The sequence below is a fragment of the Thioclava sp. NG1 genome, assembly GCF_003122275.1.
GTDB lineage: Bacteria > Pseudomonadota > Alphaproteobacteria > Rhodobacterales > Rhodobacteraceae > Thioclava > Thioclava nitratireducens.
The window spans coordinates 13108-40063 of the sequence record NZ_QFBB01000011.1 but is presented as its reverse complement, the minus strand read 5'-3'; the positions used below and the strand labels follow the sequence as shown (position 1 = coordinate 40063).

Below are 26956 nucleotides of genomic sequence, written 5' to 3'. Positions count from 1 at the left end.
CGGCAATCGTAATCGACGGGCTGTCTCCGGCGGGGGCGGCAGATCGCCACGTCGACCACGGCGAGGGCGCGATGCTTCGCGCCCCGTTCCGCCGTCAGATCAGCATCCGGCGCGGAACCGCCATCAGTGTTGCATAGCGCGACAGGAAGCGCGCGGCATCGGCGCCGTTGATGACCCGGTGATCGTAGCTCAGATCGAGCGGGCAAAGCGGCACCGGCACCCATTCGCCTTCCCAGACCGGTGTGACCTGGCTTCGGGTGATGCCGAGGATCGCGACTTCCGGAGGGTTCACGATCGGGGTGAAGGCGCTGCCGCCGATCCCGCCGAGATTGGAGATCGTCATCGAGGCGCCGCCCATTTCCTCGGGGCGCAGTTTCCGGCCCTGCGCCTTGCGAGACAGGTCGGTGATTTCCGCCGCGATTTCCCAAAGCCCCTTGCGGTCGGCGTCGCGGATCACCGGGACCATCAGGCCGTTCGGCGTGTCGACCGCGATGCCCACATGGACGTAATCCTTGAGCACCAGCGTCTCGCCGCTTGCGTCGAGCGAGGCGTTGAACCGGGGGAATTCGCGCAGACAGCGCGCCAGAACCCGCACATGGAAGGCGAGCGCCGTCAGGCGGGTGCCACGGTCCCGCGCCTCGTCGCGAAGGCCTTTTCGGAAGGCCTCGACCGCGCGCATGTCGGCGCTGTCGTGATGCGTGACCTGCGGGATCAGCGAATTCGCGGCCGAGAGGTTGTCGGCGGCGACTCGGGCGATCCGTGAGAGTGGTTCTTCGGTCACCGGCCCGAAGGCCGCATGATCGACATCCCAGTAGCGCGCGGCATCCGGGGCGGGGCCGGGTGCGACACCGGAGCCCGCCCCGTCGGCCTTGCGATCCACATCTTCGCGCGCGAGCGTCTCGCGCCCGGTCTCCTGCGCGAGGCGGTCGAGATCCACCCCGCGTTCGGCGGCGTAGCTGCGCACCGAAGGGCTTGCGACATAGCTCATGGCATCCTCCTCACCAGCTGGCCGAGATGTATTGCGTTTCCATGAATTCGAGCATCCCTTCATGCCCGCCTTCGCGGCCGAGACCCGATTGCTTGGAGCCGCCGAAGGGCGCTGCAGGATCGCTGACGAGGCCGCGATTGAGCCCGACCATCCCGTAATCGAGCCGTTCGCAGACCCGCATCCCGCGCGCCATGTCCTGCGTGAAGACATAGCCCACGAGCCCGTATTCGGTGTCGTTGGCGCGTGCGATCACGTCTTCTTCGTCGGTGAAGGTCTGGATCGCGGCGACCGGGCCGAAGATCTCGTCATGCACGCATGCGGCATCCTGCGGCACCTTCGTCAGCACGGTCGGCGGGTAGAAATAGCCCGGCCCGTTCGGGACCTTGCCGCCGAGTTTCAGTTCCGCGCCACGCTCCAGCGCGTCGGTCACGAAGCTCGCCACCTTGTCGCGGGTCTTGGCGTTGACCAGCGGGCCGACATCGACGTCCTTTTCGACGCCGTTGCCCACCTTCAGCGCGCCCATCGCCGCTGTCATCTTCGCGGTGAATTCCTCGGCCACCGCCTCGTGGACATAGAACCGGTTCGCTGCGGTGCAGGCTTCGCCGAGGTTGCGCATCTTGGCCAGCATCGCACCTTCGACAGCGACGTCGATATCGGCATCCTCGAAGACGATCAGCGGCGCGTTGCCGCCCAGCTCCATCGCCGGTTTCAGCACCTGATCGGCGGCCGAGCGCAGAAGCTTGCGGCCGACCCCGGTGGAGCCGGTGAAGCTCACGACGCGCACCCGCGGATCGTGCAGCATGTGATCGACGATCTCCGCGGAATTCTCCGACGGCAGCACGTTCACGAGGCCCTTGGGCACGCCGGCCTCTTCCAGCAGCGGCATCAGCGCGAGCATCGTCAGCGGCGTCTCGGAGGCGGGCTTGATGATAACCGGGCAGCCTGCCGCCAGCGCGGGCGCGATCTTGCGGGTGCCCATCGCGGCGGGGTAGTTCCAGGGCGTCACCAGCACCGCGATGCCCGCCGGTTTGTGCTGCACCACGATCCGCGCGCCGGAGGCGGGGGCGCGGGTAATCATCCCGTCGGCGCGCACGGCTTCCTCGGCGAACCAGCGGAAGAACTCGGCGGCGTAGCGGGCTTCGCCCATCGCGTCGGCCCCGGCCTTGCCGTTCTCCAGCGTGATGAGATGCGCGAAGTGATCAAGCCGTTCGGTCATCAACTCGAACGCCTTGCGCAGGATTTCCGAGCGTTCGCGGGGCGAGCGCGCCGCCCAGTCCACGAAGGCCTTCTGCGCGGCGTCGAGCGCCGCATCCGCGTCTTCGATCTCGGCGGAGGCGACGGAGGCGAGCACTTCCTCGGTCGCGGGGTTGATGACATCGAAGCGGGCGCCTTTCGCGCCCTGGCGCCACGCGCCGTCGATATAGAGGTCGGTCTGGTCCATGTCGGTCCGGTTCCTTGTATCAGAGGAGATGGCGCAGCGGCTCGGCCAGCCGCGCGGCAAATCCGGTTATCAGGTCGAGCGCCGTCTCGGGCGCGAGCTGGCCGGGATCGGCCTCGAGCGTGAGGGTCAGCGGATCGGAGCCGGTGAGCGTCAGCACTGGCTGCGCCTCTGCGCCGAGCGAGATCCGCTGCAACGCGCTGCCGCGCAGATCGCGGATCAGGAGCGCGGGGGTGGCATCCTCTTCCGCCTCGGGGGCTTGGCCTAGCGGGTGACGGCCCGGATCGGCAAAGCAGCGGCTGCGCCCGTGACGCGAAACCGCGACCGGGCCCGAGAACGTCGTACCTGCCGCGAGACCGGCGAGCAGCGCGCCCGGATCGGGGGCCTGACCCGTCTCCGCTTCAATCCAGTCGCAGAATGCGGCGAAGCCTTTCGCCGACACCTCGGCGCTCAGATGCAGCGCTTGAGCGGTCGGAGCCGTCGCTGTCGCCGCTTGCGGTGCGGGCAGGGTGCGCAGCGTCTCGAGATCCGAGACATGGTAGGGCTGCGCGATGCCCGCCTCGGCCAGCCGCGCGAGGTCGAGCCCTTGTTCGCGGGCCAGCCGTTTCGCCTTCGGCGAGGCGAGGATGCGACCGCCGGGCGCGGGGACTGCCGCGGGTTTCGCAGACGGCCTGGCCGCTGCGGGCTTCGGTGTGGTCTCTTTTTCCGGCGTGGCTTTGTTCGCCGGGGCTTCTGCCTTGGCAGGCTCGGGCGCGACCGGTTTTTGCGCGTGGCTGCGGCGGACCGGGTTCGCGGGCGCCTCCGCCGAAATGATCGCAATCGGCGCGCCGACCGGGACTTCCTCGCCGGGGTCCGCGAGGATCGCGGCAAGGTAGCCCGAGACACCGGCAGGTACTTCGACAGCGCTCTTGTCGGTCTCGACCTCGAAGAGAATGTCGTCGGCACCCACCGCGTCGCCCGGCTCCTTGAGCCAGGTCGTGATCTGACCGGTCTCCTGCGCCATGCCAAGCGCGGGCATGATGACCTCCGCGCCCTCGGGGAGCGCGTCGTCGTTCGCGGCCTCGGTATCGGACCCGGACGCTGGCTCGTCGGCAGGTGCGTCTTGGGCAACCTCTCCGCCAGCTTCGGCCTCCGCGGCTTCCTTCGTCTCGGCGATCACCGCGACCACGGAGCCCACGGGCACGTCATCGCCCGCCTTCGCGCGCAGCCCGCCGAGGTAGCCGTCGGCCTGCGCCTCGACCTCCATCGTGGCCTTGTCGGTTTCGACCTCCATCAGGGGTTCGCCCGCCTTCACGGCATCGCCCGGCGCTTTCAGCCAGGCGACCAGTTGGCCCGATTGCTGGGCCATGCCGAGCGCGGGCATGATGACCTCATGCGGCATCGCTCACCTCCTGCCGGACCAGCCGGCGGGCCGCTTGCGCCACGCCCTCTGCCGTCGGCACGGTCAGATCCTCGAGCGCGGGTGAGAACGGCACCGGCACGTCCATCGCGCCCATCCGCAGCACCGGCGCGTCGAGGTGGTAGAAGGCCTTCTCCGAGATGCGCGCGGCGATCTCGCCGGTGATGCCGTAGCTCTGGTGGCCCTCGTCGATGACGATGGCGCGGCTGGTCTTGCGCACGCTGTCGAGGATTGTCTTCTCATCCAGCGGCACGATGGTACGCGGGTCGATCACCTCGGCGGAGATGCCCTCCGCGGCCAGCGTCTCGGCGGCAGCCTGCGCCACCTGCACCATCGACGAGGTGGCGACCAGAGTGATATCGCTGCCCTCGCGCAGCACGTTGGCCTCGCCGAAGGGAATGTAATACTCCTCCTCGGGCACCGGAGCCTTGTCGTTATACATCAGCTTGTCTTCGAAAATGACGACCGGGCTGTTGTCGCGGATCGCGGTCTTCATCAGCCCCTTGGCCTCGTAGGCCGAAGAGGGCAGGGCGACCTTCAGCCCCGGGATATGGGCCACGAGCGCATGGAGCGACTGGCTGTGCTGCGCGGCCGAGCGCCGGGTCGCGCCCAGATTGGTGCGCAGCACCAAGGGCACGCTCAGCTTGCCGCCCGACATGTAATGGGTCTTGGCCGCCTGGTTGCAGAGCTGATCCATCACCAGAAACAGGAAGTCGCCGAACATCAGATCGACGATAGGTCGCGATCCGGTCATCGCCGCGCCCACCGCGAGGCCCATGAAACCGGGCTCGGAGATGGGGGTGTCGATGATCCGCTCGGTGCCGAATTCCTCGACGAGCCCGGAGAGGACCTTGAAGGGGGTGCCGGCTTCGGCCACGTCCTCGCCGATCAGGAAGATCGTGGGATCGCGGCGCATTTCCTCGGCGATGGCCTCGTTGACGGCCTTGGACAGGGTGATCTCGCGCATGATTTCCTCCTCAGGCGGCGTCGTTGGGGGCGTAGACATGCATGTCGACCTCGCCCGGATCGGGGTAGGCGGCGGCCAGCGCATATTCGACGGCGTCGGCGGCATCTTTCTTCACCGCTTCGCGGATCTCCTCGAGTTCCGCATCGCTCGCGACGCCCTCGCCGACGAGCCATTTGCCGAAATTGATGATCGGGTCGCGCTGCTCCTTCCAGATCGTCTCTTCGTCCTTGGAGCGGTAGTAGTCGCGGTTGATGTCGCCGACATGGTGACCGTGATAGCGGTAAGTCTTGAGTTCGATGAAGAACGGGCCTTCGCCCTTGCGGGCGCGGGCGACCAGTCGCTGCGCCAGTTCGTTCACCGCCAGCACGTCCTGCCCGTCGACCTCGAAGCTCTCGATGCCGAAAGCCTCGGCGCGCGCGGTCAGCGAACCAGCGGCGATCTCGTCGGTCTTGGTGTATTCGGAATAGCCGTTATTCTCGCAGGCATAGATGACCGGCAGCTTCCAGAGCGCGGCCATGTTCATCACCTCGTACCAAAGGCCCTGCGCGGTCGCGCCGTCGCCGAAGAAGCAGACGGTCACGTCGTCGCGCCCGAGCCGCCGGGCCGAGAGCGCGGCCCCTGTGGCGATCCCCATCGAGCCGCCGACGATGGCGTTGGCGCCGAGGTTGCCGTGGCTCTGATCGGCGATATGCATCGAGCCACCCTTGCCGCGGCAATAGCCCTCGGCCTTGCCGAGAAGCTCGCAGAACATCTGCTTGAACTCGGCCCCCTTGGCGACGCAATGGCCGTGGCCCCGGTGCGTCGAGGTGATCTTGTCGTCGTCGGTCAGCGCCTCGCAGATGCCCACCGCGACGGCCTCCTCGCCGGAATACATGTGGGTCAGGCCCGGCATCTTGGCCGAGAGATACAGCTGGTTGGCGTTGTCCTCGAAGCTGCGGATGCGCACCATCTGGCGATACATGCGCAGGTAGTCTTCGGTATTCGTCTTGCGCTTGGTGGCTTTGGCCATGGCGCGCTCCCCCCTTTGGCGTAGGCATTATGCGTAAGGTCCGGGCCCGCGCGGAATGGCGCGGGCCCGGGAGCCGGTCAGTAGCGGGCCGCGATCGGCAGCTCTTCGGCCGGGAAAAGGCTGATCACGGTGCAGCCCTTGTCGGTCACCACGACCTCCTCCTCGATCCGTGCCGCCGAATAGCCGTCAGAGGCCGGGCAATAGGTTTCGAGTGCGAAGACCATGCCGGTCTGGATCTCCATCGGATTGTCGAGCGACACCGCGCGGCTGATGATCGGCCGTTCGTGCAGCGCGAGACCCAGCCCGTGGCCGAATTGCAGGCCGAAGGCCGACAGCTCGTCGGGGAAGCCGAATTCCTCGCATTTCGGGAAAGCCTTCGCGACGACATCGGTGGTGACGCCCGGCTTGATCAGGGCGATCGCGTTGTCGAGCCATTCGCGGCACCGGATGTAGGCGTCGTTCTGCGAGGGCGTCGCGCGACCGATGTTGAAGGTCCGGTAATAGCAGGTGCGGTAACCCTGATAGCTTTGCAGGATGTCGAAGAAGGCCTGATCACCGGGCCGGAACAGGCGGTCGGTGAAGTTATGCGGGTGCGGGTTGCAGCGCTCGCCCGAGATCGCGTTGATCGCTTCCACGTCGTCCGAGCCCATCTCGTAGAGGAGCTTGTTCGACATCGCGACGATATCGTTCTCGCGCACGCCCGGTTTCAGCTCCTCGTGGATCATGTGGTAGACGCCATCGACCATCGAAGCCGCCTGGTTGAGCAGCTGAATCTCATCGATATTCTTGATCTCGCGGGCCGAGAGCATGACCTGCTGGCCGTCCACGACGTTCAGCCCGGCTTCCTTCAGCGCGAAGAACATCGCCGTCTCGGCATAGTCCACGCCCACCGGCATGTCGGCCATGCCCGCCTTCTTGATCAGCGAGGCGATCTCCTCGGCATATTTCTTCATCAGCCCGAAGGAGGGCGGGATCGTTCCGCGCATGCCGACGACGCCCGCCAGCATCCGCTCGGGGTCGAGCCAGTCGCAATATTCGCGGTGGTGCACGGCGGCGGAGCCGAAGTCCCAGACATAGGGTTCTTCATCGCCTGCGAGCAGGCAGAACCGGCACATCTTGTCGCGTTCCCACTCGCCGATCTTGGTGCCGGAGATGTAGCGGATGTTGTTCACATCGAACAGCAGCAGCGAGCCGCAGCCCGATTTCTTCAGCGCATCCTTGGCGCGGCTGAGGCGGTAGCGGCGCAGACGGTCGTGATCGACGCGGCGCTCGAAATCCACCGAGGTGTGACCCCAGGCGGGGATGTGCTTTTCCCAGCGCCAGTTCGGGTCGATGTCCCCGGGTTGCAGAATGCGCGGGTTGAGGGCGGTCGTGGTCATGATATGTCTCCCGGCGCGGCCGTTCCGGCGCGCCTGTTCGGTTGCGATTGTCTAAGAGTTCCGGGGTGTTGGCCCGGTTCAGGCGCGGATCACTGGATGACCCAGCCGCCGTCGATATGGATCATCTGGCCGGTCATGTAGTCGCTCTCCGGGCTGACGAGGAACGCCGCCGTTCCCTTCACGTCATCCGGGTAGGAGACCTTCTTGAGCGCGAGGATTTCGGCCAGATCGTCGAAGGCCTGACCTTCACGCTCCTTGAAGCCGATATCCACGAGATCCTTGTCGAGCTGCTCCCAGAGCGGCGTCTTCACCACGCCGGGCGCGTAGCCGTTCACGGTGATGCCATGCTCTGCCAGCGCGATCGCCCCGCAATGGGTCAGCGCGAGGCAGCCGTATTTCGAGGTGCAGTAGACCGTCACGTCGACCAGCGGCTTGCGCGAGGCGACGGAGCCCACGTTGATCAGCTTGTAGGGATAGTCCTGCTTGCCCTGCGCGATCATCTGCCGTGCGGTTTCCTGCATGCCGAGCCACATGCCCTTGGTGTTGACCGTCATGATGTGATCCCAGTTGTCTTCATCGATATCCATGAAGAACCGGGGCTTGTTCAGGCCCGCATTGAACAGGCCGACATTGATCATGCCGAAGGCGTCGACGGTGGCTGCGACTGCATCGGCATTGTCCTTGCGCTTGGTGACGTCCATGCGCACCGCGATCGCCTTGCCGTTGCCGCCCTTGTTGATACGGTCGGCGGTCTCTTGGGCTGCGTCGAGATCGATATCACCCAGGCAGACATTCGCGCCCTGCTGCGCGAAATACTCCGCGTTGCACGCACCCATGCCCTGGCCTGCGCCGGTGATCAGGATGTTCTTTCCCTTCAGTCGATCGGGGTCCATGTCTTTCCTCCCTAACTTGAACCTGTCCTCAGCACCCGGTCGGCCCGAATCTGGACCTTGCCGAGTGCCTCGCGCGGGGTGGTGACCCCGCGCAGCATGTCGTGAATTTCCTGCCCGCAGATCTCGATCAGCTCGCAGATGTTCGGCAGCGGCGGACGCGGCCAGAATTGCAGCTCGTCTCGCCAGGACATCGCGTCCACCGCCTCGAAGATCGGCGAGAGATGCTGCACCTGCGGATCGGCGCCGACCGAGTAGCGCGGCACCGTGCGGCTGCCGTTGAGCACGTACAGTTTCTGCGCCGCGGGCGAGGTGAAGGCGATCAGCGCCTCTGCCGCGGCGGCGCGCCGCTCCTCGGGTAGATTGGCCGGGATCGCGAGCACGTATCCGCCCACAGGCGCCACCGGCTTCGCGCCAAGCCCCGTCGGATGCGGAAGATAGCCGGTCGTGTCATGCGCGGGCGAATTCGCGTCGAGTTCGAAATACGGCGCGAGCAGCGTGTAGCCATAGGCCATTGCGACCTTACCCGCCGCGTAGGGGCGCACGCGCTCGTACCAGGACATCGACAGGATGTCGGGCGGCGAGACGCTCATCAGTTGCAGCAGGTACTCTGCAGCCGCCTCGGTCGCGGGAGTGTCGAACTGCGCAACGAAATCGTCGCGATCGAGATGATCGGCGTCGAACCCGCCCGCGATCGGGTCGAGATTGACGACCGGCTGGCCGAAATCGGCCATCGCCATGATGAAGGTGTGCCCCAGCGCGGTGCCGCGCGCGGCGTTCCACGCGATGCCGTAGCGGCCATGCGTGGGGTCGTGGAAATGCCGCGCGGCCTTTAGCACGAGATCGGTCGTGGACGGTGGCTTCAGCCCGGCTTCGGCGAACAGATCCTTGCGATAGAACAGCAGCTCCGGCGTGGTCTGGCTGGGCACGCCATAGGGGCGGCCCTCCCAATGCGCGCCACGCCAGCCCGCGGTATGGAAATCGCTCGGATCGAGGCGCGAGATATCCATCACCTCGTCGAGCGGCATCAACAGCCCTTTCTTCGCGAATTCCCCGATCCACGGCAGGTCGACGGCGACGATGTCGTAATGGCTGGTCTTGCGGGTGGCATTGCGCAGCGTCTCTTCGTGCAGCCGGTCGATCGAGAAGGCCCGCTGCGAGATCGATGTACCCACGATATGTTCAAACTGGCGCTTGAGGTTCTCCATCACCATGAAGGTCGGATCGCCATGAACCAGAACGCGCAGGCCGCCCGGCACGGTGATCGGCTCGGGCAGCACCGAGGGCGGAGCAATCGAATGACCGGCGAGGTAGGTGCCGCCGAAGTAATAGTCGCGCTCGCCCCCGTCGGAGTCGGCGAGGTGCTTGCGGGCAAGACGCGCGACGCGATCGGAAAGCTGTCCCCAGTTCGTCAGCAGCTGCGTGCTGGCATGAAGCGAAACGGTCTTGCCAGAGCGAGTGCGCGGGCGTTGCTCGATCATCCCGGCATCGATCATGTCCGAGAGTTTGCGCATCGCCGTCGCGTAGGGCACGCCCGAAGCCGCGACGAGCGAGGAGGGCGTGACGATCTTGCCCTCCAGATGGCAGCGCACCAGATGGGCGGCCATCGCGAGATACGGGTTTGGGGTGGAGAGCGCGAGCGTGGAATCGATCTCGTCGGCGAGAGACTCGAGCAGGTCGATCATCGACAGCGCGGTGTCCCGATCCTGAACGACGGACGCGGACGGCGCCGGGGCGCCGGTATGTCCATGTTGGATATTTTGCGGATCGAGTTTGGTCACGCGTCTGTGTCCGAGCTGTGGTTTTGGTTGCTTCGCCATGAAGTCCTCCGAAAGATGTCCAGATCGAGGATCGTTCACCTTAGCAAAAATATCCATTATGGATGTAACGATGTTCAAAATGGATAAGTTGGCGGGCGAAAGCCGGGGCCGCTGTCGGAATGATCAGGATGTGCCGCCGGAGGATTCGGGCTGCATGGCAGACACTCAGGAGGGGGTGGGTGCCACGGCTGACCAACGGCCGGACTGAAACATCATGGGAGGTAATGATGAAAAGATCGATGAAGGCGCTCGTCGCCGGAACTACCGCAGTCGCAACGCTCGCGCTTGCCGGCGGTGCATGGGCCGAACAGATGAAGATCGGCATTACGCAGAACAACGTCGGGGTGGACAGCTACCAGACCACCTATGAGAAGGCCTTCAAGGAGGCGGCGGCGGCCAATCCCGACGTCGATGCGGTCGTGCTCGATGCGGGCGGCGACGTGGCGCGCCAGATCGCGCAGATCCAGGATCTCGTGCAGCAGAAAGTGCAGGCGATCATCGTCTGGCCGACCAACGGCAAGGCCGTGGTCCCGGCGGTCAAGAAGGCGCATGACGCGGGCATCCCGGTCATCATCACCAACTCCAACATCGCCGAGCAGGGCATGCCATTCATCGCCGCCTTCTCGGGCCCGAACAATATCGAGCAGGGCAAGGAAGCCGCGGACATGATGTGCACCGGGCTCAAAGGCAAGGGTGACATCGTGCAGATCTCGGGCAAGCCCGGCTACACTACCGCGATCGAACGCCAGAAGGGCTTCGAGGACGAGCTGGCCAAAGCCTGCCCCGACGTGAAGATCATGGACACCCAGCCTGGCGACTGGAACCGCGAGAAGTCGCAGCGCGTCATGGAAGATTTCCTCGTGAAATATCCGAAGATCGACGGCGTCTATGCGGCCGATGACAACATGGGCGTCGGTGCGCTCAACGCCGCCAAGGCTGCGGGTCGTGCCAAGGACATCAAGTTCGTCGGCGCCACCAACTTCGCGGTCGGCTACGAGGCGATGAAGAAGGGCGAGTATTACGGCTCGGTCTACCAGTCGCCGATCGACGATGCGAAGAACGCGCTTCAGACCGCGATCGACGTGATCCAGGGCAAGGACGTTCCGAAGATGAACTACTTCAAGACGCCCCAGATCACCCAGGAGAATATGGACCAGTTCAAGAAGCCTGCCTTCTGATCTCTCCTCCCCAGGGCATGGGTCAAGCTCACGGGGCGACCCATGCCCACCTTATTGCAGGAAAAACGGAGAATTCGATGGGACGCGTAACTGGACGGGTCTGTCTCGTGACGGGTGCTGCGCGCGGTATTGGACGCGCGATTGCCGAGGCTTTGCTGGATGAGGGGGCGGATGTCTGTTTCGCCGATCTCAACGGTGAGCGGGTCGCCGAACTTGCGACGGAGAATGCGGCGCGCGCGGAAGCTGCGGGTGGCCGGGTGATGTCGGCGCAGGTGAACGTGACCAAGCGTGACGAAGTGCGCGCGATGATGCAGAAGGTCGCTGCGGAATTCGGCCGGGTCGACGTGGTGTTCAACAATGCGGGCGTCAATCGCCCGATGAACTTCCTCGACGTGACCGAAGATAATTGGCATTTCATCATGGATATCAATGGGCTCGGCACTCTGATCGGGATGCAGGAAGCGGCCCATCAGATGATCGCGCAGGGCGGTGGTGGCAAGATCATCAACACCGCTTCGATCGCGAGCCGTCAGGGCTTTGACAACGTGGCGCCCTATTGCGCCTCGAAATGGGCGGTGGTTTCGCTGACGCAATCAGGCGCGCGCGATCTTGCGAAGCACGATATCACCGTGACAGGTTTCGCGCCGGGCGTGGTGGCGACGGAGATGTGGGAAGAGGTCGATCGCGACCTGATGGAGATCGGCGCGGCGCAGGCGCCCGGGCAGGCGATGGAGGAGTTCGCCTCGGGCATCCTGCGCGGACGGGTCGCACGACCTGCCGATATCACGGGAACCACGACGTTCCTCGCCTCGCCCGACAGTGACTACATGACGGGACAGATCGTGATGATCGACGGCGGTATGACACTGGTCTGACCCGCCGTCAGCGGCAGCGAGGAGGCTGCCCGACGGGAGGAGAAAATGGCGAATTCGCATGTGGAGAAGCCGGCTGCCGCAAGCAGCCCGCACACGGCGCGCGTGGCGCGTGACAGCAGGGGGAGTGGAATGAACCGAGACAGGTGGAAAACGATCGCCGGCGTGCTGGCGCGGCAGGGCATCCTGGTGGCCTTCGCTCTGTTCCTGATCGGATTCTCGATCTTTTCGGATCGGTTCCTGTCGCCGGAGAACCTCTTCTCGGTGATACGCTCCTCGGCGATCATCGGGGTCATGGCGCTAGGCGTGACGGTGGTGGTGATCGGCGGCAATCTCGATCTGTCGGTGGGCTCGATGCTGTCCTTCTCGACCGTCCTGGTGGTCGATCTGCATGACAAGATCGGCCCGGCACCGGCGATTGGTGTGATGCTGGTCGCCACACTGGCGCTCGGCGCGGTGAACGGGTTGCTCGTCGGCGTCGCGCGGCTGAATTCGCTGATCGTGACCCTCGGTATGCTCTCGGCGATACAGGGCCTCACGCTGATTTATTCGGGCGGCAAGAACGTCGATATCGTCAATCAGGATCAGACCTGGTTCAAGATTTTCGGGCGCGGCTCGATCTTCGATATCCCGACGCCCATCGTGATCTTCGGGATCTGTGCGATCGTGCTGCACCTGACGATGGCCTACACCCCCTTCGGACGGCGCATCTACGCCACCGGCGGCAACGCCACGGCGGCGGTGTTCTCGGGCGTGCGGCGCTCGCGCGTGGTGTTCCTGACCTACCTGATCTCGGCCACCGGCGTCGCCATCGCCGCGATCATCCTCGGCAGCCGGGTGATGGGCTCGCAGAACAACGTGGGCCAAGGCTACGAGCTGCAGGTGCTGGCGGGCGTGATCCTCGGCGGAACGTCGCTGCTGGGCGGCTCGGGCACGATCTGGAAGACGGTGATCGGCGTGCTGATCCTCGGCTTCATCCAGAACGGCCTGCTGCTGATGGGCTTCGAATACTACGTGCAGTGGCTGGTGACGTGGGTGGTGATCATCCTCGCGGTCTGGCTCGACATCGCGGCCAAGCGTGGCCGGCTGCTTTCCCCGATCGCCTGAGGAGGAGACAATGGCGGATACCGTTATCAAATCGCCCGTGCGTTGGCTCGCAGCCAACCCGATATGGGGCTTCATCGTTCTGATCTTCGTGTTCTTCAGCTTCGCGAACCCGTATTTCTTCGCGGTGCAGAACTTCCAGAACATCCTCGTGCAGACCTCGACCATCGGCCTGATCGCGCTCGGCATGACGCTGGTGATGATCAACGGCAATATCGACCTGAGCGTCGGTGCGGTCGTCGCCCTCGCGGCGAGCCTCTGCGTCGACATTCAGGGCTGGGATATGTTCTCGGCCTGGGGCAACTGGGCGCTCCTGCCCGCCGTGATCGCGGCGCTGGTAGCGGGCACCGCCCTTGGCGCGCTCAACGGGTTCATCGTCTGGAAAACGGGGGTCGATGCCTTCATCGTGACGCTGGGCGCGATGCTTGGCGTGCGCGGGCTCGTCTTCGTCTACACCAAGGAACAGTCCTTCTTCGCGATGAACTTCTCCTTCTCGGATTTCGGGTCGAGCAATCTCGGACCGTTGCCGACGCTGGCGGTGCTGTTCCTCGTCTGCACGGTAGTGGTGCATCTGCTGCTTGCGCGCACCGTGCATGGCCGTAACACCTACGCGGTGGGGGGCAACCGGGCAGCAGCGGTGAATGCGGGGATCCGCGTGGGGCCGCACATGCTGATCAACTTCATGATCGTCGGCTTCTTCGCGGCGCTCGCAGGGGTCACGCTGTCCTCGCAGATGGGCGCGGCGACGCCGAACCTCGGCACGAATTACGAACTGTGGGTCATCACCTCGGTCGTGCTTGGCGGCACCAAGCTGAACGGCGGTGCGGGCAATATCATCGGCACGCTGGGCGGCGTGCTCGCCATCGGCATCCTGCGCAACGGGATGAACCTGATGCAGGTGCCCGCTTTCTACGTGCTGGTGATCCTCGGGACGATCCTGATCGCCGTGCTGCTGCTCGACAAGCAGCTCAACCGCAAGGGCAAAGAGGAGCTTCGGGTATGAGCGACGCTGCTGAAACCAAGACCCCCGCGCTGCAGCTCAAGGGGATCGTCAAGACCTTTCCCGGTGTGCGCGCACTGGACGACGTGACATTCGACGTCCGCGCAGGCGAGGTCCACGCGCTGCTGGGCGAAAACGGCGCGGGCAAATCCACCCTGATGAAGGTGCTCGCCGGGATGTATCAACCCGACGAGGGCACGATCGAGATCGAGGGCAAACCGGTCACGATGCGTACGCCCCTCGAGGCAAAACGGCGCGGCGTGGTGCTGATCCACCAGGAGCTGTCGCTGGCCGAGGAGATGACGGTCGCCGAGAACATCTATCTAGGTGAACTCCCGCGCAGGAGCCTTGGCCGGGTCGACTGGAAGACGCTCTTCGCCAAGTCGGAGGAAATCCTCAAACGCCTCAATTGCGGCTTCGGCCCGAAGGACCGGGTGGGCGCACTCTCCATCGCCAACCAGCAGATGGTGGAGATCGCCCGCGCGCTGACGGTAGATGCGAAGGTCGTGATCTTCGACGAGCCGACCGCCTCGCTGACCGATGCCGAGAAGGTGGTGCTGTTCGAGATCATCAACGACCTGAAGGCGCGCGGCGTTGGCATCGTCTACATTTCGCACCGAATGGACGAGATCTTCACGCTGGCCGACCGGATCTCGGTCCTGCGCGATGGCGGCTATCGCGGGACGCTGGTCGCCGGCGACACCACCGAGGACGAGGTAATCCAGCTGATGATCGGGCGCTCGCTCGACCTGTCGCGCCGCCAGCATGCCGAGGTGAAAACCGGTGACGTCGCCCTGAAGGTGGAGGGGCTGAGCTGCGGCAAGCTGTTCCAGGATGTCAGCTTCGAGCTGCGCGAGGGTGAGGTGCTGGGCTTCTACGGTCTTGTGGGCGCGGGGCGCACCGAGATCGCCGAGACGCTGTTCGGCCTGCGCCGTCCCACCGCCGGCACGATCGAAATCGACGGCAAGGAGACCTCGATCCACTCGCCCGCCGACGCGATCGCGAAAGGCATCTCGCTGGTGCCCGAAAGCCGCAAGGAACAGGGGCTGGTGCTTGGCATGAACTGCCGCGACAACATCACCCTGCCGCAGGTGGGCGATCTGACCTCGGGGCCGTTCGTGTCGGACGGGGCCGAGATCGCGATCTTCGACCAGTATCGCGATACGCTGAAGATCAAGACTCCCAGCTGGCGGCAGGCGGTCGGCAATCTCTCGGGCGGCAACCAGCAGAAGATCGTGATCGGCAAATGGCTCGCGATGCATCCGCGCATCCTGATCGTGGACGAGCCAACGCGCGGCATCGACGTGGGCTCGAAATCCGAGATCCACGACCTGATCCGCGAGCTTGCCCGCTCGGGCTACGCGGTGATCGTGATTTCTTCGGAGATGCCCGAAGTGCTTCATGTCTCGGACCGCATCCTCGCGATGTATCATGGACGCGTGATGCGCCGCTTCACCGCCGAGGAAGTGACCGAGGACAGCCTCGTCGCCGCGATTTCCGGGATCGAGCAAGAACAGGTCGCGTGATGCGGATCGGGTTTGCGGGGCTCGGGCGGATGGGTGCGCCGATGGCGCGCAACCTGATCGCGGCCGGGCATGAGGTGACGGTCTGGAACCGCTCTCCGGACCGCGCCGAGACCTTCGCCGCCGAGACCGGGGCAGGGGTGGCCGCCACCCCGCGCGCCTTGGCCGAGGGGACGGAACTGGTGGTGACGATGCTCTCCGACGACGCGGCGTCCTCCGCCGTGCATCTGGGAGAGGACGGTCTCTTCGCCGCGTCCGGTCCGCTGACGGTGCTTGAGATGGGCACGATGAGCCCCGAACATATCGCTGATCTCGCGGGCGAGGCCCCCGCAGGCTGGCAGGTGATCGACGCGCCGGTCTCGGGTTCCACAGCCGCGGCCGAGGCGGCGAGCCTGATGATCATGGCGGGCTGCACCGAGGATCAGGCGGCGCCGCTGCGCCCCGCGCTCGATGCCATGGGCAAGACGGTGATCTGTCTGGGCAATGTGGGCGACGGCGCGGTGATGAAGCTCGCCGTGAACATGCTCATCCACAGCCTCAACCAGACCCTCGCCGAGGCGCTGAGCCTCACCGACGCGGCAGGCATCGACACAAGCACGGCCTTTGCCGCGATCGAGGCTTCGGCCGCCGCCGCGCCGATGCTGAGCTACCGCAAGCCGCTTTATCTGGACGAAGCCGCCCACCCGGTCAGTTTCACAGTGGCGCTGGCGCGCAAGGATATGGAGGTCACGCAGGCACTGGCCGCGCAGCTTGGCGTCGCGCTGCCGCAGGGCGAGGTTGTGCTGGAGCGGCTTCGCGCCGCCGAAGCTGCGGGCCGTGGGGCGCGCGACATGGCTTCGATGGTCGATTTCACGCGAAAGGATAAATCATGAAAGCCGTTCTCTTCGTCGGAGGCTGGGAAGGCCACGCGCCGACCGAATTCGCAGACTGGTGCCGCGACCTGCTGGAGGGCGAGGGCTTCGAGGTGGTGGTGCATGACACGCTCGCGCCCCTTGCCGAGCCCGAGAAGATGGCCGATTGCGACCTGATCGTGCCGATCTGGTCGTCCGCCCGCTCCGCGCACCAGCCGGAATTCGGCAACATGACCAAGGCGGAGGAGGACGGGCTTCTTAAGTTGGTCGCCAATGGCTGTGGGCTGGCGGGCTGGCACGGCCATATGGGCGATGCCTTCCGCGACCGCCCGACCTACCACTTCCTGATCGGCGGGCAGTTCGTCGCCCATCCACCGGGCTGGCCGGACAACCTTGTGCCGACCGACGATTACGTCGATTACGACGTCACGATCTGCCGCCCCGCAGATCCGATCGTGAAGGGCATCCGCAGCTTCCGGCTGAAATCCGAGCAGTATTATATGCTTACCGATCCGAGTAACGAGGTGCTCGCGACGACGACCTTCTCGGGCGATCACCTGTGGTGGATCGAGGGCACTGTGATTCCGGTCGTCTGGAAGCGGCGCTGGGACAAGGGGCGGATCTTCTATTGCTCGATCGGACACACGCTCGACGATCTGAAGGTCGAGCAGGTGACCGAGATCATCCGGCGCGGGATGCATTGGGCGGCGCGGGGGCCTGACGCGTGAAAGCGAGCGACGCGACCGGACAAATGCGTCCTTCGTGATGGCCTTCTTGATGTCGTATTACCTTACGTCAGTCTTTCATAGTTTCGCCGTAATCGCGCGTTAACCAGTAGGGATCACCCTCAGACCGGATCGGTTTCGAGATGGAGGCCCGGCAATGATGCAACGTATCGCAGTGCGCAAGTCGCAGGCGCAAATCCCGACCCTCGCGAAACTTTTCGCGGCGCTCGCGCTCGGAGCGACGGGGTTCTTCGCCGCCCAACAGATCATGCCTGCGATTCCGGCTGGGGTCGATGGCGCGAAAGAGCTGGGCCTGATCATGGGCTCCTTCGGGCTTCTGGTTGGTTGGCGCGTGGTGGGCGTGTCGGAGGGGCGGCGTTGGGTCGATGCAATCAATGACGGGCTGCGCGGCGGGATCTATGTTCTGATGTGGACCTTCTTCTTCCTCGGCACAATCCAGATGCTGAAGCTGGCACTGCGGATGCGCTATGACGACGTGCTCTCCGCCGTGACCGATGTCATCGGGCAGGGTGTCGCGATCGGGGTGGCCTCGCTGGGGGTGGCGCCGGTCATCACGCTCGGTCTGGGTGCGATGGGCGCGGGCCTGCTGTCGGAGTTCGCCTATCGCCGCTACGGGCGCTGAACACCGCGAGGGCCGCACCCTTGGCTTGACATCGCGCGCTTGCCTTGCAGGTTGAAGCGCATGATGCGCCAAGCTGCGGGGATGCTCATGCAACCACATTTCTTCTATGGAACGCTTTGTCATCCGCCACTGCTGGAGGCGGTGATCGGACGTGTGCCGCAGCTCGTTCCGGCACGGCTGGAAGGTTTCGCGCCGCACGAGGCCTGCCGCGAGGGGCAGGGTCTGGGCTTTCCGATCCTGATCGAAACGCCGGGGGCGGTGACGCGCGGGGTCGTGGCCGATCTGACCGAGGCCGAGGCGGAGCGCATCGCGTGGTACGAGGATGGTTACGACGCCGAAATTCGTGAGCTGGAAACCGGGGCGGGGTCGCGCGACGCGAAGCTTTGGCTGCCGCAGGCCGATCGTTGGGAGGTCGGCGCGGCGTGGACGCTCGGCGACTGGGCGCCGAAATGGGCGGCGCTGAAGACCGAAGCCGCGCGCCTCTTCATCGCCGAAGCGCAGGCCGTCGGGCCCGACGCCGCCAATGCGCGCTATCACGCGATCCTCGTGCGCGCGGCCTCCATCCTGCGGGCGCGCGCTACCCCGATGGCGCAGGACCTGCGCCGCGACCTGCAGGATGGCGACATCAAGATCGACGCGCAACAGACTGCCTATGCTAAGTTTTTCGCCGTCGAAGATTACAAACTTAAACACCGGCTCTTTGCCGGAGGCATGAGCGCCAAGCTCGACCGGGCGGCCTTCGTTTCGGGCGATGCGAGCGTCGTTTTGCCTTATGATCCGGTGCGCGACCGGGTGATGCTGATCGAACAGATCCGCACCGGGCCGCTGGCCCGCGGTGAGCCGAACCCGTGGATGATCGAGGCGATCGCGGGCCGGGTCGATCCCGGCGAGACCCCCGAGGAAGCGGCGCTGCGCGAGGCGGGGGAAGAGGCGGGCATCACGATTGCGCGCCTCATCGAGGCCCCGCGCTACTATCCGTCGCCGGGAGCCAAGAGCGAATTCGTCTATTCCTATATAGGGATCGCCGATCTTCCTGACGAGGCTGCGCAGCTTGGCGGCAAGGCCGATGAGCATGAAGATATCCGCGCTCATCTGGTGCCGTTCGAGCGTCTGATGACGCTGGTGGCGACCGGCGAGGCGGGCAATGCGCCGCTTGTCGTGCTCGCACTCTGGCTCGCCGGGCAGCGCGCCGCACTGCAGCGGATGGCGGGCGTCGCGTAATCGCGGGGTTGAGGTGGCGCGCGCCGCGTCCTAAGTCTGGCTTCAACGGCCCGGTGGCGGGCAACTCGATACGGGAGGAAAGCGCGATGCGTATCTGCAGCGATCTGGCGTCGGCGGTGGGAAATACCCCGCTCATCAAGCTCAGGAAGGCATCGGAAGAGACCGGCTGCACGATCCTCGGCAAGGCGGAATTCCTCAATCCCGGCCAATCGGTGAAAGACCGCGCGGCGCTCTACATCATCCGCGACGCGATCCAGCGCGGCGAGCTCGCACCCGGTGGCACGATCGTCGAAGGCACGGCGGGCAACACCGGCATCGGCCTCGCGCTCGTGGGCGCGTCGATGGGCTTCCGCTCGGTGATCGTGATCCCCGAGACGCAGAGCCAGGAAAAGAAGGACATGCTGAGGCTGGCCGGCGCCGAGCTGGTGCAGGTCCCGGCCGCGCCCTATCGCAACCCCAACAACTACGTGCGCTATTCCGAGCGACTGGCGAAGGAACTGGCCAAGACCGATCCGCATGGCGCGATCTGGGCGAACCAGTTCGACAATACCGCGAACCGGCAGGCCCATATCGAAACGACCGGCCCCGAAATCTGGGATCAGACCGGCGGCAAGGTCGACGGCTTCATCTGCGCGGTGGGCTCGGGCGGCACGCTCGCGGGCACCGGCATGGCGCTGCAGCCCAAGGGCGTGAAGATCGGCCTCGCCGATCCCGATGGCGCGGCGCTGCACAGCTATTACACGACCGGCGAGTTCAAATCCGAGGGCTCGTCGATCACCGAAGGCATCGGGCAGGGGCGGATCACCGCGAATCTCGAAGGCTTCACCCCGGATATGAGCTTCAACATCCCCGATAGCGAGGCGCTGCCGGTGGTGTTCGACCTGCTGCAGGAAGAAGGCCTCTGCTTGGGCGGCTCCTCGGGCATCAATATCGCGGGCGCGATGCATATGGCGCGCGAGCTTGGCCCCGGCCACACGATCGTGACGGTGCTGTGCGACTACGGCAACCGATATCAGTCGAAGCTCTTCAACCCCGACTTCCTCAAGGGCAAGGGTCTGCCTGTGCCGGAATGGCTCGACCGGGCCCCGCGTGAGATGCCGGAGGTGTTCGAGGGATGATCCTGCGTCTGGCGCGTCTGCTATTGCTGGCCGTCGCGCTGGCGCTTCCGGGGATCGTCTTTGCACAAAGCCCCGAGCCGCCGGATTACAAGGCGTGGGAAAAAACCGCGACCGAAGCCGAGCAGATGGTGCAGGCCGACAAGGCGCAGCGCCAGGAATTCGACAAGATCCGGCAGGAGGTCGTCAACTGGCGCGAGAAATTCAAGGCGGCCGAGGATATCAACGCCAGCCAGATCTCGACCGTCAAAGCGCAGATCGAAGCGCTCGGACCTCCGCCGAAGGAGGGCCAGAGCGAGGACAAGGCGATCGCCGACCGGCGCAAGAAACTCAACGACGAGTTGGCGCAGCTGCAATCGCCGGGGTTGCGCGCGACCGAGGCCGCGAGCCGCGCGGATTCCATCGTTGCCAATATCGACCAGCTTCTGCGCGCGCGGCAGACTGACAAGCTGTTGCGGCTCACACCCTCGCCGCTGAACCCGATAAACTGGCCCGAGGGGCTGAAAGTGCTGTCGGAACTGACCTCCGAGCTTGCCTCGGAGATGGGCCAGCAGCTCAATGACACCGATCCCTATGCCAGTGCGCGCAACAACGCGCCCGCGATCGTGGGCTTGCTGTTGGTGGCGCTGCTTCTGGTGGCGCGCGGCCGGACATGGATCGACAAGCTGGCCGATGTGCTCGAGGCGCGGCTGGCGCGCAATGCGCAGAGGGTGATCGATTTCATCGTCTCGCTGGGGCAGCTCCTGCTGCCGATCGCGGGGATCGTGCTGCTCGAAGCTGCGCTGGTTCAGACCGAACTCTTCGGCTCGCGATGGATGGAGCTGCTCATAGCGATCGGCGTGGTGCTGAGCGCGGCCTTCGTCGCCTTCTGGCTCTCGGGCCGCATCTTCCCGCGCAACGACCGGCAAGTCGCGCCCTTCACCCTGCAAAGCGAGCGTCGCCGCGAAGGCCGGTTGCTGACGATCTCGCTGGCGGTTTTCGCGGCGATCCAGGGCCCGTTCGGCGATTGGCTCGTCGCGCGCGGGCAGGATGTGATCGAGGGAAGCGCGAAAACGGCCGAAGAGATCGATGCGGCGGGGCATACGCTCGATGCCGGTTTCGGCGTGTTGGTCTTCCCGCTGCAGGTTCTTGCCGCGATCGCGCTATTCCGCTTCGGACAACTGCTGCGGCGCCACCTGCGCAACGAGACCTCCGGCTCCGAGGAGGGCGCGTTCCGCGACCGGCTCGTGGGGGCGCTCGGCAATGCGCTGATCGCGGTCGCGGTGGTCGCGCCGGTTCTGGGCGGTATCGGCTATATCAACGCCGCCAACGCGCTGATCTTCCCGACCATCCTGACGCTGGGGCTGATCGCGCTGCTCCTGGTGCTCAACCAGTTCTTTACCGATGTCTATGTGCTGGTCGCCCGGCGCGAAGATGACGGGCGCGACTCTCTGATCCCGGCGCTGATCGGCTTCCTGCTTGGCCTGCTCGCGATGCCGCCCGCAGCTCTGATCTGGGGGGCGCGCCCGGCCGATCTGGCCGAGATGTGGACGCGCTTCCAGAACGGCGTCTCGGTCAGCGGCGTCACGATCTCGCCTGGCATTTTCCTGACCTTCGCGATCGTCTTCGTGATCGGCCTGATGGTTACCCGGCTCCTGCAAGGGGCGCTGAAAACCTCGCTTCTGCCGAAGACCAAGATCGACAAGGGCGGGCAGAACGCCATCGTCTCGGGCCTTGGCTATTTCGGCATCTTCCTCGCCGCGGTGATCGCGATTTCCTCGGCCGGGATCGACCTCAGCTCGCTCGCCATCGTCGCCGGTGCGCTCTCTGTCGGTGTCGGTTTCGGTCTGCAGACCATCGTGCAGAACTTCGTCTCGGGCATCATCCTGCTGATCGAGCGCCCGATCTCCGAAGGCGACTGGATCGAGGTCAACGGCCAGATGGGGATCGTGAAGGCGATCTCCGTGCGCTCCACCCGGATCGAGACCTTCGATCGCACCGAAGTCATCGTGCCCAATGCGGACCTGATCTCGGGGCAGGTGACGAACTGGACGCGCGGCAATGTCACGGGGCGCCTGATCGTGCCGGTCGGCGTGGCTTATGGCACCGACACCCGCAAGGTCGAGACCATCCTGCACGAGGTGGCCGCGAACCAGTCGCTGGTGATGATGAACCCCGAGCCTGTCGTGATCTTCAAGGGCTTCGGCGCGGACAGCCTCGATTTCGAGGTGCGCGTGATCCTCTCGGACGTGAACTTCATCCTCCGCGTCCAGAGCGAGATGAACCACGAGATCAATCAACGCTTCGCCGAGGCCGGGATCGAGATTCCCTTCGCACAGCGCGACGTCTGGTTGCGCAACCCCGAGGTGCTGCGGCCCAGTAAGGACGACGCCGAGGCGCAATCCGACGAGGCCGAGGACAAGGGGTCGGAGGACAGTGACGACACCGCCTCCAAGCGCCCCGTCAGCCGCGCCGAGTATGGCAAGCCTCAACCCGGCGAAGGTCCGGAAGGGTTAGAACAACAGCGCCACGACAGTTCCGATGGAGAGGCCGATGCAGGAGACCGTTAAACAATCGCAGCAGCAAAGCTACCGTATCCACCCCTATGCCCGCGATCTCGAAGTTCGGGTGACCGGACTGACCGACGAAGGCGGCATCTATTGCGCGGATTCGATCTTCTACCCGACCGGCGGCGGCCAACCGGGGGATAGCGGCAAGCTGGTCTGGGACGGCGGAGAGATCGAGATCGCGACCACCGTGAAGGCCGAATCCGGTGCGCCCGGCGCGGTGATCCTCGTGCCCGCCGAGCCGCAACCCCTGCCGCCTGTCGGTGCTCAGGTGCAGCAGCATCTCGACTGGGAACGCCGCCACCGCCACATGCGCGTCCATACCGCGCTGCATCTGCTGTCGGTCGCGATCCCGCTGCCGGTGACGGGCGGACAGATCGGGTCCGACAAGGGGCGGCTCGATTTCGATATGCCGGAGAGGCCTGAAGATCTGGAAGCGATCGAACGGCAGCTGAACGATTGGGTCGCGCAAGACCTGAAAGTGGTCGAGCATTGGATCACCGATGCCGAACTCGAGGCGCAGCCAGAGCTGGTCAAGACGCTCTCGGTCGCGCCGCCCAAGGGGCAGGGCTGGGTGCGGCTGGTCGCGATCGGCGAAGCTGCCGACCGCATCGACCTGCAGCCCTGCGGCGGCACCCATGTCGCCTCGACCGGCGAGATCGGTGGCCTCCGGCTCGGCAAGATCGAGAAGAAGGGCAAGATGAACCGCCGTGTACATCTTCATCTTGCCTGAGAACTGCGGGCCGGGCAGGGGCGCTACCCCTCTGCCTTCGACATTCACCCCGGGATATTTAGACAAGCCCGAACGGACATGGCTGCATCGGGCTTGCCGAAATATCCCGGGGGAGCGCTGAAAGCGCGGGGGCAGAGCCCCCCAATGAAAAGGGCGGCCACCGGGCCGCCCTTCGTCATTCATGGAAGCTGGATCAGGCTTTCGGGCCGATCATCTGCTCGGGGCGGACGACCTTGTCGAAGGTTTCCTCGTCGACGAAGCCAAGCTTGATCGCCTCCTCCTTCAACGTGGTGCCGTTCTTATGCGCGGTCTTCGCGACCTTGGTCGCGTTGTCGTAGCCGATCGTCGGCGCGAGCGCGGTGACCAGCATCAGCGACTCGTGCAGCAGTTTCTCGATGCGCGGCTCGTTGGCCTCGATGCCGGCAACCATGTTGTCGGTGAAGGCCGAGGCGCTGTCGCCCAGAAGCTGCATGGATTGCAGCACGTTGTAGCTCATCATCGGGTTGTAGACGTTGAGCTCGAAATGGCCTTGCGAGCCGGCGAAACCGATGGCCGCGTCATTGCCCATGACATGGGCGCAGACCATGGTCAGCGCTTCGGCCTGCGTCGGGTTCACCTTGCCCGGCATGATCGAGGAGCCCGGCTCGTTTTCCGGCAGGATCAGCTCGCCCAGGCCGCAGCGCGGGCCAGAGCCCAGCAGGCGGATGTCGTTGGCGATCTTGAAGAGCGAGGCGGCCACGGTTTTCAGCGCGCCCGAGAACATGACCATCGCGTCATGCGCGGCGAGCGCTTCGAACTTGTTCGGCGCGGTGACGAAAGGCAGGTCGGTAATCTCGGCCATATTCGCCGCCACCGTCTCGGCCCAACCGACTTGGGTGTTCAGACCGGTACCGACGGCGGTGCCGCCTTGGGCCAGTTCGTAGATGTCGCCGAGTGAGGCTTCGACGCGCTCGATTCCCTTCTTCACCTGATGGGCGTAGCCGGAGAATTCCTGGCCGAGGGTCAGCGGCGTCGCGTCCTGCGTGTGGGTGCGACCGATCTTGATGATGTCCTTGAAGTCCTCGGACTTGGCTTCCAGCGCCGCGTGCAGTTTGCGCAGACCGGGCAGCAGCACGTCGCGCGCCTGCATCGCGATCCCGACATGCATCGCGGTCGGGAAAGTGTCGTTCGAGGACTGCCCCATGTTGCAGTGATCGTTCGGGTGGACCGGGTCTTTCGAGCCCATCTCGCCGCCCAGAATTTCGATCGCGCGGTTCGAGATCACCTCGTTGGCGTTCATGTTCGACTGCGTACCCGATCCGGTCTGCCAGACCACGAGGGGGAAGTTGTCGTCGAACTTGCCTTCGATCACTTCGCCGGCCGCCTCGATGATCGCATCGGCGATCTTCGCGTCCAGCTTGCCCTGCGCCTTGTTGGCCATCGCGCAGGCTTTCTTGATCACGCCGAGCGCGCGGATGATCGGGACCGGCTGGCGCTCCCATCCGATCGGGAAGTTCATGATCGAGCGCTGCGTCTGCGCGCCCCAATATTTGTCTGCAGGAACTTCAAGCGGGCCGAAGCTGTCGGTTTCGGTGCGGGTCGCGGTCATCTGGGCCTCCATGATTGCGCGCAATCTTTCGCACGCACTGATAGGGCCCGCGAAGGAATTTTGCAACGGTATACGGAGGTATACTTGGCGCGGCTCTCAGATCTGTGCGGCGATCGCATCCCGGTCGATCAGCGAATGCACCTCGCGGATGCGGCCATCTGCAACGCGATAGAAGACATGCTCGTCGAACCTCACGCGGCGGCCATTCACCGGCAGATCGAAGAGCATTCCCACGGGCGTGCAGTCGAAGCGCAGCCGTGCTGCGATCACTGGCGGATCGGCCGCAAGCGTTTCCGCATCGAAATGAAGGTCGGGGATCGCGCGATGGTCACCCTCGAGCATCTCCCGGTAGCCCGCGAGGCCAAGTGGGCGCGCATTATGAGTGACCTCGGGATGCACGAAATCACCGAGACGCGCCCAGTCCTGTTCGTTCAGGCAAGTCAGATAGCCGCGATAAAGCGACAGAAGCGCTTCGCGGTCCGGAGGCTCCGACGCCACCGGGTTACTTGCGGAATTGATCGAGGCTCACGACCTCGGCCTCGCCACGCGCGGCGGGGGCCGCCTCTTCTTCCTCGGCCACCTCTTCCTCTTCGAACTCGTCTTCGTCGTCATATTCCTGCGTCTCGAAACGCAGGCCGAACTCTACCGAGGGATCGACGAAGGTGGTGATCGCGTCGAGCGGCACATAGAGCGGCTCGGGCGAATTGCCGAAGTTCAGCGTGATCGAGAAACCGTCCTCGCCCACTTCGAAATTGTCATACCAATTCTGGATGACGATCGTCATTTCCTCGGGGTACCGTTCGCGCAGCCAATCGGCGAGTTCGGCGTCGGGATGACGGGTATCGAAGGTGATGAAAAAGTGGTGTTCACCGGGCAGGCCATTCGCCGCGATGTCGCTCAGCACTGTCTGGATCAGCCCGCGCATCGCGTGATGCATCAGGTTTCCGTAATCAATGGATTGCGTCATGGCCAAGTCCCTTTCTTCTCGGCCTCAAGCATAGGGGATTCTTGGCGGGCCGCAAGGCGGGCGAGGGAGCGCGAAGCGCGACTTTGCGGGGACGCGCCAGCCTCGTCGCGATCGATGCTTTTGCATCCTAGAGGCGAGACGGGGTAGCGTTTCTGCTTACTCCAGCATCTCCCCGGATAGGCAGAGCGCGACCCTGTCGGGGGCATCAGTTCCAAGCCCTCGAACAGCGTGATCACGTCGTGAGTGTTGTAAGCTTCCACGATTTTTTCTCCGCGAAATCGCATGGCCAATTGTCCGGTAAACCCCACCGAACGCGCGGTCTGCGCGGATTTTCCCGCGACTTTCAGAAGCGTCCAGAGCCATTCGCCGCATTCGACATGGCGTAGCACGGCTATCTGAATTCCGTGTAAATGCGCCCGCAACGCCGGCACCCGTTCGCCGAAAACCTCCGGTCGAATCTCGAGCTCAGAGATCGGTCCTTTGGTCAAGACATCCGCGTCAAACAACCCGTCGATCTCGTCCAGCCGATCCTTTCGGGTGAGCATTGCAGGCACGAATATCAAACCGGTTTACGGTGATCGAATGAACAAAGGGGGGAAGAAATGCAGGATTCTGTTGCAAGGCTCCTGCGGGCCCCGCCTTACGCGGCTAAGCGCAAGGAGTTAAGTTTCGGTTACCCGAGCTGCTTACGCAGCCAGAGCGACCGGAGCACGGTTGTCGTTGGCAACTGTACAATTTGCACCGATAACGGTGGTGGCTCACCGGGACAAAGCAAACATCTTTACACGTTCGTCGATCCTATTTCGGCCCCATTCTCCCCCAACGAGGGTTGATTGGTGGAGCCGCCGGGTACCGCCCCCGGGTCCGATCCGCTTATTACATGCGCGTTTATGCCCATAGTCCCCGTTGCCGGGAACGCTTTGGAATATAGGGGGAAGATTGGGGCGCTTCAAGGCGTCGGATGGGATGAATGCGCATTAACCGGACGTGAACTGGCAGC

24 protein-coding genes and 1 other RNA gene are annotated in these 26956 nt (G+C 64.6%); 12 read left to right on the top strand and 13 right to left on the bottom strand.

The window, feature by feature from the left end; all coding sequences use genetic code 11:
• Nucleotides 1-94 precede the first annotated feature (94 nt).
• The 8 genes from DEM26_RS17290 to DEM26_RS17255 all read right to left on the bottom strand — a co-directional run bounded on the left by DEM26_RS17290 (nucleotide 95) and on the right by DEM26_RS17255 (nucleotide 9890).
• Nucleotides 95-988 (bottom strand): 2-oxo acid dehydrogenase subunit E2, encoded by an 894-nt coding sequence (locus DEM26_RS17290; protein ID WP_233243171.1) that lies wholly within the window; start codon nucleotides 986-988, stop codon nucleotides 95-97.
• Between the two features lie 10 nt (nucleotides 989-998).
• A complete protein-coding gene (locus DEM26_RS17285) occupies nucleotides 999-2429 on the bottom strand; it encodes an NAD-dependent succinate-semialdehyde dehydrogenase (RefSeq protein WP_088718688.1) in 1431 nt (476 codons plus the stop codon).
• Between the two features lie 19 nt (nucleotides 2430-2448).
• Nucleotides 2449-3807, bottom strand: coding sequence for a biotin/lipoyl-containing protein (locus DEM26_RS17280; protein WP_109172938.1), 1359 nt, complete (start codon nucleotides 3805-3807; stop codon nucleotides 2449-2451).
• Nucleotides 3797-4792: an alpha-ketoacid dehydrogenase subunit beta gene (locus DEM26_RS17275; RefSeq protein ID WP_075776530.1), complete on the bottom strand. Its 996-nt coding sequence runs from the start codon at nucleotides 4790-4792 to the stop codon at nucleotides 3797-3799. Before DEM26_RS17275 ends, DEM26_RS17280 begins: the two co-directional genes overlap by 11 nt.
• Nucleotides 4793-4802: 10 nt before the next feature.
• Nucleotides 4803-5801 carry a thiamine pyrophosphate-dependent dehydrogenase E1 component subunit alpha gene (locus DEM26_RS17270; RefSeq protein WP_075776529.1) on the bottom strand — a complete coding sequence of 333 codons (999 nt, stop codon included), beginning with the start codon at nucleotides 5799-5801 and terminating at the stop codon, nucleotides 4803-4805.
• A 77-nt stretch (nucleotides 5802-5878) separates the two neighbouring features.
• Nucleotides 5879-7180: a M24 family metallopeptidase gene (locus tag DEM26_RS17265; protein WP_075776528.1), complete on the bottom strand. Its 1302-nt coding sequence runs from the start codon at nucleotides 7178-7180 to the stop codon at nucleotides 5879-5881.
• An 89-nt stretch (nucleotides 7181-7269) separates the two neighbouring features.
• Entirely contained in the window at nucleotides 7270-8073 is an 804-nt protein-coding gene (locus DEM26_RS17260) for an SDR family NAD(P)-dependent oxidoreductase (RefSeq protein WP_075776527.1), read from the bottom strand.
• An 11-nt stretch (nucleotides 8074-8084) separates the two neighbouring features.
• The gene (locus DEM26_RS17255; protein ID WP_109172937.1) at nucleotides 8085-9890 is read right to left on the bottom strand and encodes an ABC transporter substrate-binding protein; all 1806 of its coding nucleotides are present in this window, start codon (nucleotides 9888-9890) and stop codon (nucleotides 8085-8087) included.
• A gap of 227 nt (nucleotides 9891-10117) precedes the next feature.
• Between DEM26_RS17255 and DEM26_RS17250 the strand changes: the two genes are divergently transcribed.
• The 12 genes from DEM26_RS17250 (at nucleotide 10118) to DEM26_RS17195 (ending at nucleotide 23401) form a co-directional block, all read left to right on the top strand.
• Nucleotides 10118-11068 (top strand): sugar ABC transporter substrate-binding protein, encoded by a 951-nt coding sequence (locus DEM26_RS17250; RefSeq protein ID WP_109172936.1) that lies wholly within the window; start codon nucleotides 10118-10120, stop codon nucleotides 11066-11068.
• Between the two features lie 77 nt (nucleotides 11069-11145).
• On the top strand, nucleotides 11146-11943 hold the full coding sequence (locus DEM26_RS17245; protein ID WP_075776525.1) for an SDR family NAD(P)-dependent oxidoreductase: 798 nt from the start codon (nucleotides 11146-11148) through the stop codon (nucleotides 11941-11943).
• A gap of 129 nt (nucleotides 11944-12072) precedes the next feature.
• On the top strand, nucleotides 12073-13047 hold the full coding sequence (locus DEM26_RS17240; protein WP_075776524.1) for an ABC transporter permease: 975 nt from the start codon (nucleotides 12073-12075) through the stop codon (nucleotides 13045-13047).
• A gap of 10 nt (nucleotides 13048-13057) precedes the next feature.
• On the top strand, nucleotides 13058-14047 hold the full coding sequence (locus DEM26_RS17235; protein WP_088718684.1) for an ABC transporter permease: 990 nt from the start codon (nucleotides 13058-13060) through the stop codon (nucleotides 14045-14047).
• A complete protein-coding gene (locus DEM26_RS17230; RefSeq protein ID WP_075776522.1) occupies nucleotides 14044-15570 on the top strand; it encodes a sugar ABC transporter ATP-binding protein in 1527 nt (508 codons plus the stop codon). Before DEM26_RS17235 ends, DEM26_RS17230 begins: the two co-directional genes overlap by 4 nt.
• Nucleotides 15570-16439 (top strand): NAD(P)-dependent oxidoreductase, encoded by an 870-nt coding sequence (locus DEM26_RS17225; protein ID WP_109172935.1) that lies wholly within the window; start codon nucleotides 15570-15572, stop codon nucleotides 16437-16439. The genes DEM26_RS17230 and DEM26_RS17225 overlap by 1 nt, the downstream gene beginning before the upstream one ends.
• Entirely contained in the window at nucleotides 16436-17146 is a 711-nt protein-coding gene (locus DEM26_RS17220; RefSeq protein WP_109172934.1) for a ThuA domain-containing protein, read from the top strand. The genes DEM26_RS17225 and DEM26_RS17220 overlap by 4 nt, the downstream gene beginning before the upstream one ends.
• Before the next feature lie 154 nt (nucleotides 17147-17300).
• Nucleotides 17301-17786 (top strand): TrgA family protein, encoded by a 486-nt coding sequence (locus tag DEM26_RS17215; RefSeq protein ID WP_075776519.1) that lies wholly within the window; start codon nucleotides 17301-17303, stop codon nucleotides 17784-17786.
• 87 nt (nucleotides 17787-17873) lie between these two features.
• Nucleotides 17874-19007: an NUDIX domain-containing protein gene (locus tag DEM26_RS17210; protein ID WP_158275148.1), complete on the top strand. Its 1134-nt coding sequence runs from the start codon at nucleotides 17874-17876 to the stop codon at nucleotides 19005-19007.
• Nucleotides 19008-19093: 86 nt separating this feature from the next.
• Nucleotides 19094-20125, top strand: a complete 1032-nt coding sequence (locus DEM26_RS17205; protein ID WP_088718678.1) for a cysteine synthase A — start codon at nucleotides 19094-19096, stop codon at nucleotides 20123-20125.
• Nucleotides 20122-22671, top strand: coding sequence for a DUF3772 domain-containing protein (locus DEM26_RS17200; RefSeq protein ID WP_109172932.1), 2550 nt, complete (start codon nucleotides 20122-20124; stop codon nucleotides 22669-22671). Before DEM26_RS17205 ends, DEM26_RS17200 begins: the two co-directional genes overlap by 4 nt.
• Complete coding sequence (locus DEM26_RS17195) at nucleotides 22655-23401, top strand: alanyl-tRNA editing protein (protein WP_088726602.1); 747 nt, start codon at nucleotides 22655-22657, stop codon at nucleotides 23399-23401. The genes DEM26_RS17200 and DEM26_RS17195 overlap by 17 nt, the downstream gene beginning before the upstream one ends.
• A 193-nt stretch (nucleotides 23402-23594) precedes the next feature.
• Here the strand turns inward: DEM26_RS17195 and fumC are convergent, their stop codons facing one another.
• The 5 genes from fumC to ssrA form a co-directional block, all read right to left on the bottom strand.
• Nucleotides 23595-24989 (bottom strand): class II fumarate hydratase, encoded by a 1395-nt coding sequence (gene fumC, locus DEM26_RS17190; RefSeq protein ID WP_075776620.1) that lies wholly within the window; start codon nucleotides 24987-24989, stop codon nucleotides 23595-23597.
• Nucleotides 24990-25085: 96 nt separating this feature from the next.
• Nucleotides 25086-25487, bottom strand: a complete 402-nt coding sequence (locus DEM26_RS17185; RefSeq protein ID WP_109172931.1) for an ester cyclase — start codon at nucleotides 25485-25487, stop codon at nucleotides 25086-25088.
• Nucleotides 25488-25491: 4 nt separating this feature from the next.
• Nucleotides 25492-25956, bottom strand: coding sequence for an SspB family protein (locus tag DEM26_RS17180; protein WP_075776513.1), 465 nt, complete (start codon nucleotides 25954-25956; stop codon nucleotides 25492-25494).
• Nucleotides 25953-26501 (bottom strand): nuclear transport factor 2 family protein, encoded by a 549-nt coding sequence (locus tag DEM26_RS17175; protein WP_109172930.1) that lies wholly within the window; start codon nucleotides 26499-26501, stop codon nucleotides 25953-25955. The genes DEM26_RS17180 and DEM26_RS17175 overlap by 4 nt, the downstream gene beginning before the upstream one ends.
• A gap of 56 nt (nucleotides 26502-26557) precedes the next feature.
• Nucleotides 26558-26913: a transfer-messenger RNA gene (gene ssrA / locus DEM26_RS17170) on the bottom strand.
• Nucleotides 26914-26956: the final 43 nt, after the last annotated feature.

What these genes read in the sequence shown, in the direction of transcription:
- DEM26_RS17255 (WP_109172937.1), bottom strand. Translation starts at nt 9,890, where the DNA reads ATGGCGAAGCAACCAAAACCACAGCTCGGACACAGACGCGTGACCAAA.
- DEM26_RS17175 (WP_109172930.1), bottom strand. Translation starts at nt 26,501, where the DNA reads ATGCTCACCCGAAAGGATCGGCTGGACGAGATCGACGGGTTGTTTGAC.
- DEM26_RS17235 (WP_088718684.1), top strand. Translation starts at nt 13,058, where the DNA reads ATGGCGGATACCGTTATCAAATCGCCCGTGCGTTGGCTCGCAGCCAAC.
- fumC (WP_075776620.1), bottom strand. Translation starts at nt 24,989, where the DNA reads ATGACCGCGACCCGCACCGAAACCGACAGCTTCGGCCCGCTTGAAGTT.
- DEM26_RS17275 (WP_075776530.1), bottom strand. Translation starts at nt 4,792, where the DNA reads ATGCGCGAGATCACCCTGTCCAAGGCCGTCAACGAGGCCATCGCCGAG.
- DEM26_RS17215 (WP_075776519.1), top strand. Translation starts at nt 17,301, where the DNA reads ATGATGCAACGTATCGCAGTGCGCAAGTCGCAGGCGCAAATCCCGACC.
- DEM26_RS17285 (WP_088718688.1), bottom strand. Translation starts at nt 2,429, where the DNA reads ATGGACCAGACCGACCTCTATATCGACGGCGCGTGGCGCCAGGGCGCG.
- DEM26_RS17200 (WP_109172932.1), top strand. Translation starts at nt 20,122, where the DNA reads ATGATCCTGCGTCTGGCGCGTCTGCTATTGCTGGCCGTCGCGCTGGCG.
- DEM26_RS17195 (WP_088726602.1), top strand. Translation starts at nt 22,655, where the DNA reads ATGCAGGAGACCGTTAAACAATCGCAGCAGCAAAGCTACCGTATCCAC.
- DEM26_RS17270 (WP_075776529.1), bottom strand. Translation starts at nt 5,801, where the DNA reads ATGGCCAAAGCCACCAAGCGCAAGACGAATACCGAAGACTACCTGCGC.
- DEM26_RS17210 (WP_158275148.1), top strand. Translation starts at nt 17,874, where the DNA reads ATGCAACCACATTTCTTCTATGGAACGCTTTGTCATCCGCCACTGCTG.
- DEM26_RS17260 (WP_075776527.1), bottom strand. Translation starts at nt 8,073, where the DNA reads ATGGACCCCGATCGACTGAAGGGAAAGAACATCCTGATCACCGGCGCA.
- DEM26_RS17225 (WP_109172935.1), top strand. Translation starts at nt 15,570, where the DNA reads ATGCGGATCGGGTTTGCGGGGCTCGGGCGGATGGGTGCGCCGATGGCG.
- DEM26_RS17205 (WP_088718678.1), top strand. Translation starts at nt 19,094, where the DNA reads ATGCGTATCTGCAGCGATCTGGCGTCGGCGGTGGGAAATACCCCGCTC.
- DEM26_RS17265 (WP_075776528.1), bottom strand. Translation starts at nt 7,180, where the DNA reads ATGACCACGACCGCCCTCAACCCGCGCATTCTGCAACCCGGGGACATC.
- DEM26_RS17230 (WP_075776522.1), top strand. Translation starts at nt 14,044, where the DNA reads ATGAGCGACGCTGCTGAAACCAAGACCCCCGCGCTGCAGCTCAAGGGG.
- DEM26_RS17245 (WP_075776525.1), top strand. Translation starts at nt 11,146, where the DNA reads ATGGGACGCGTAACTGGACGGGTCTGTCTCGTGACGGGTGCTGCGCGC.
- DEM26_RS17220 (WP_109172934.1), top strand. Translation starts at nt 16,436, where the DNA reads ATGAAAGCCGTTCTCTTCGTCGGAGGCTGGGAAGGCCACGCGCCGACC.
- DEM26_RS17240 (WP_075776524.1), top strand. Translation starts at nt 12,073, where the DNA reads ATGAACCGAGACAGGTGGAAAACGATCGCCGGCGTGCTGGCGCGGCAG.
- DEM26_RS17180 (WP_075776513.1), bottom strand. Translation starts at nt 25,956, where the DNA reads ATGACGCAATCCATTGATTACGGAAACCTGATGCATCACGCGATGCGC.
- DEM26_RS17290 (WP_233243171.1), bottom strand. Translation starts at nt 988, where the DNA reads ATGAGCTATGTCGCAAGCCCTTCGGTGCGCAGCTACGCCGCCGAACGC.
- DEM26_RS17280 (WP_109172938.1), bottom strand. Translation starts at nt 3,807, where the DNA reads ATGCCGCATGAGGTCATCATGCCCGCGCTCGGCATGGCCCAGCAATCG.
- DEM26_RS17250 (WP_109172936.1), top strand. Translation starts at nt 10,118, where the DNA reads ATGAAAAGATCGATGAAGGCGCTCGTCGCCGGAACTACCGCAGTCGCA.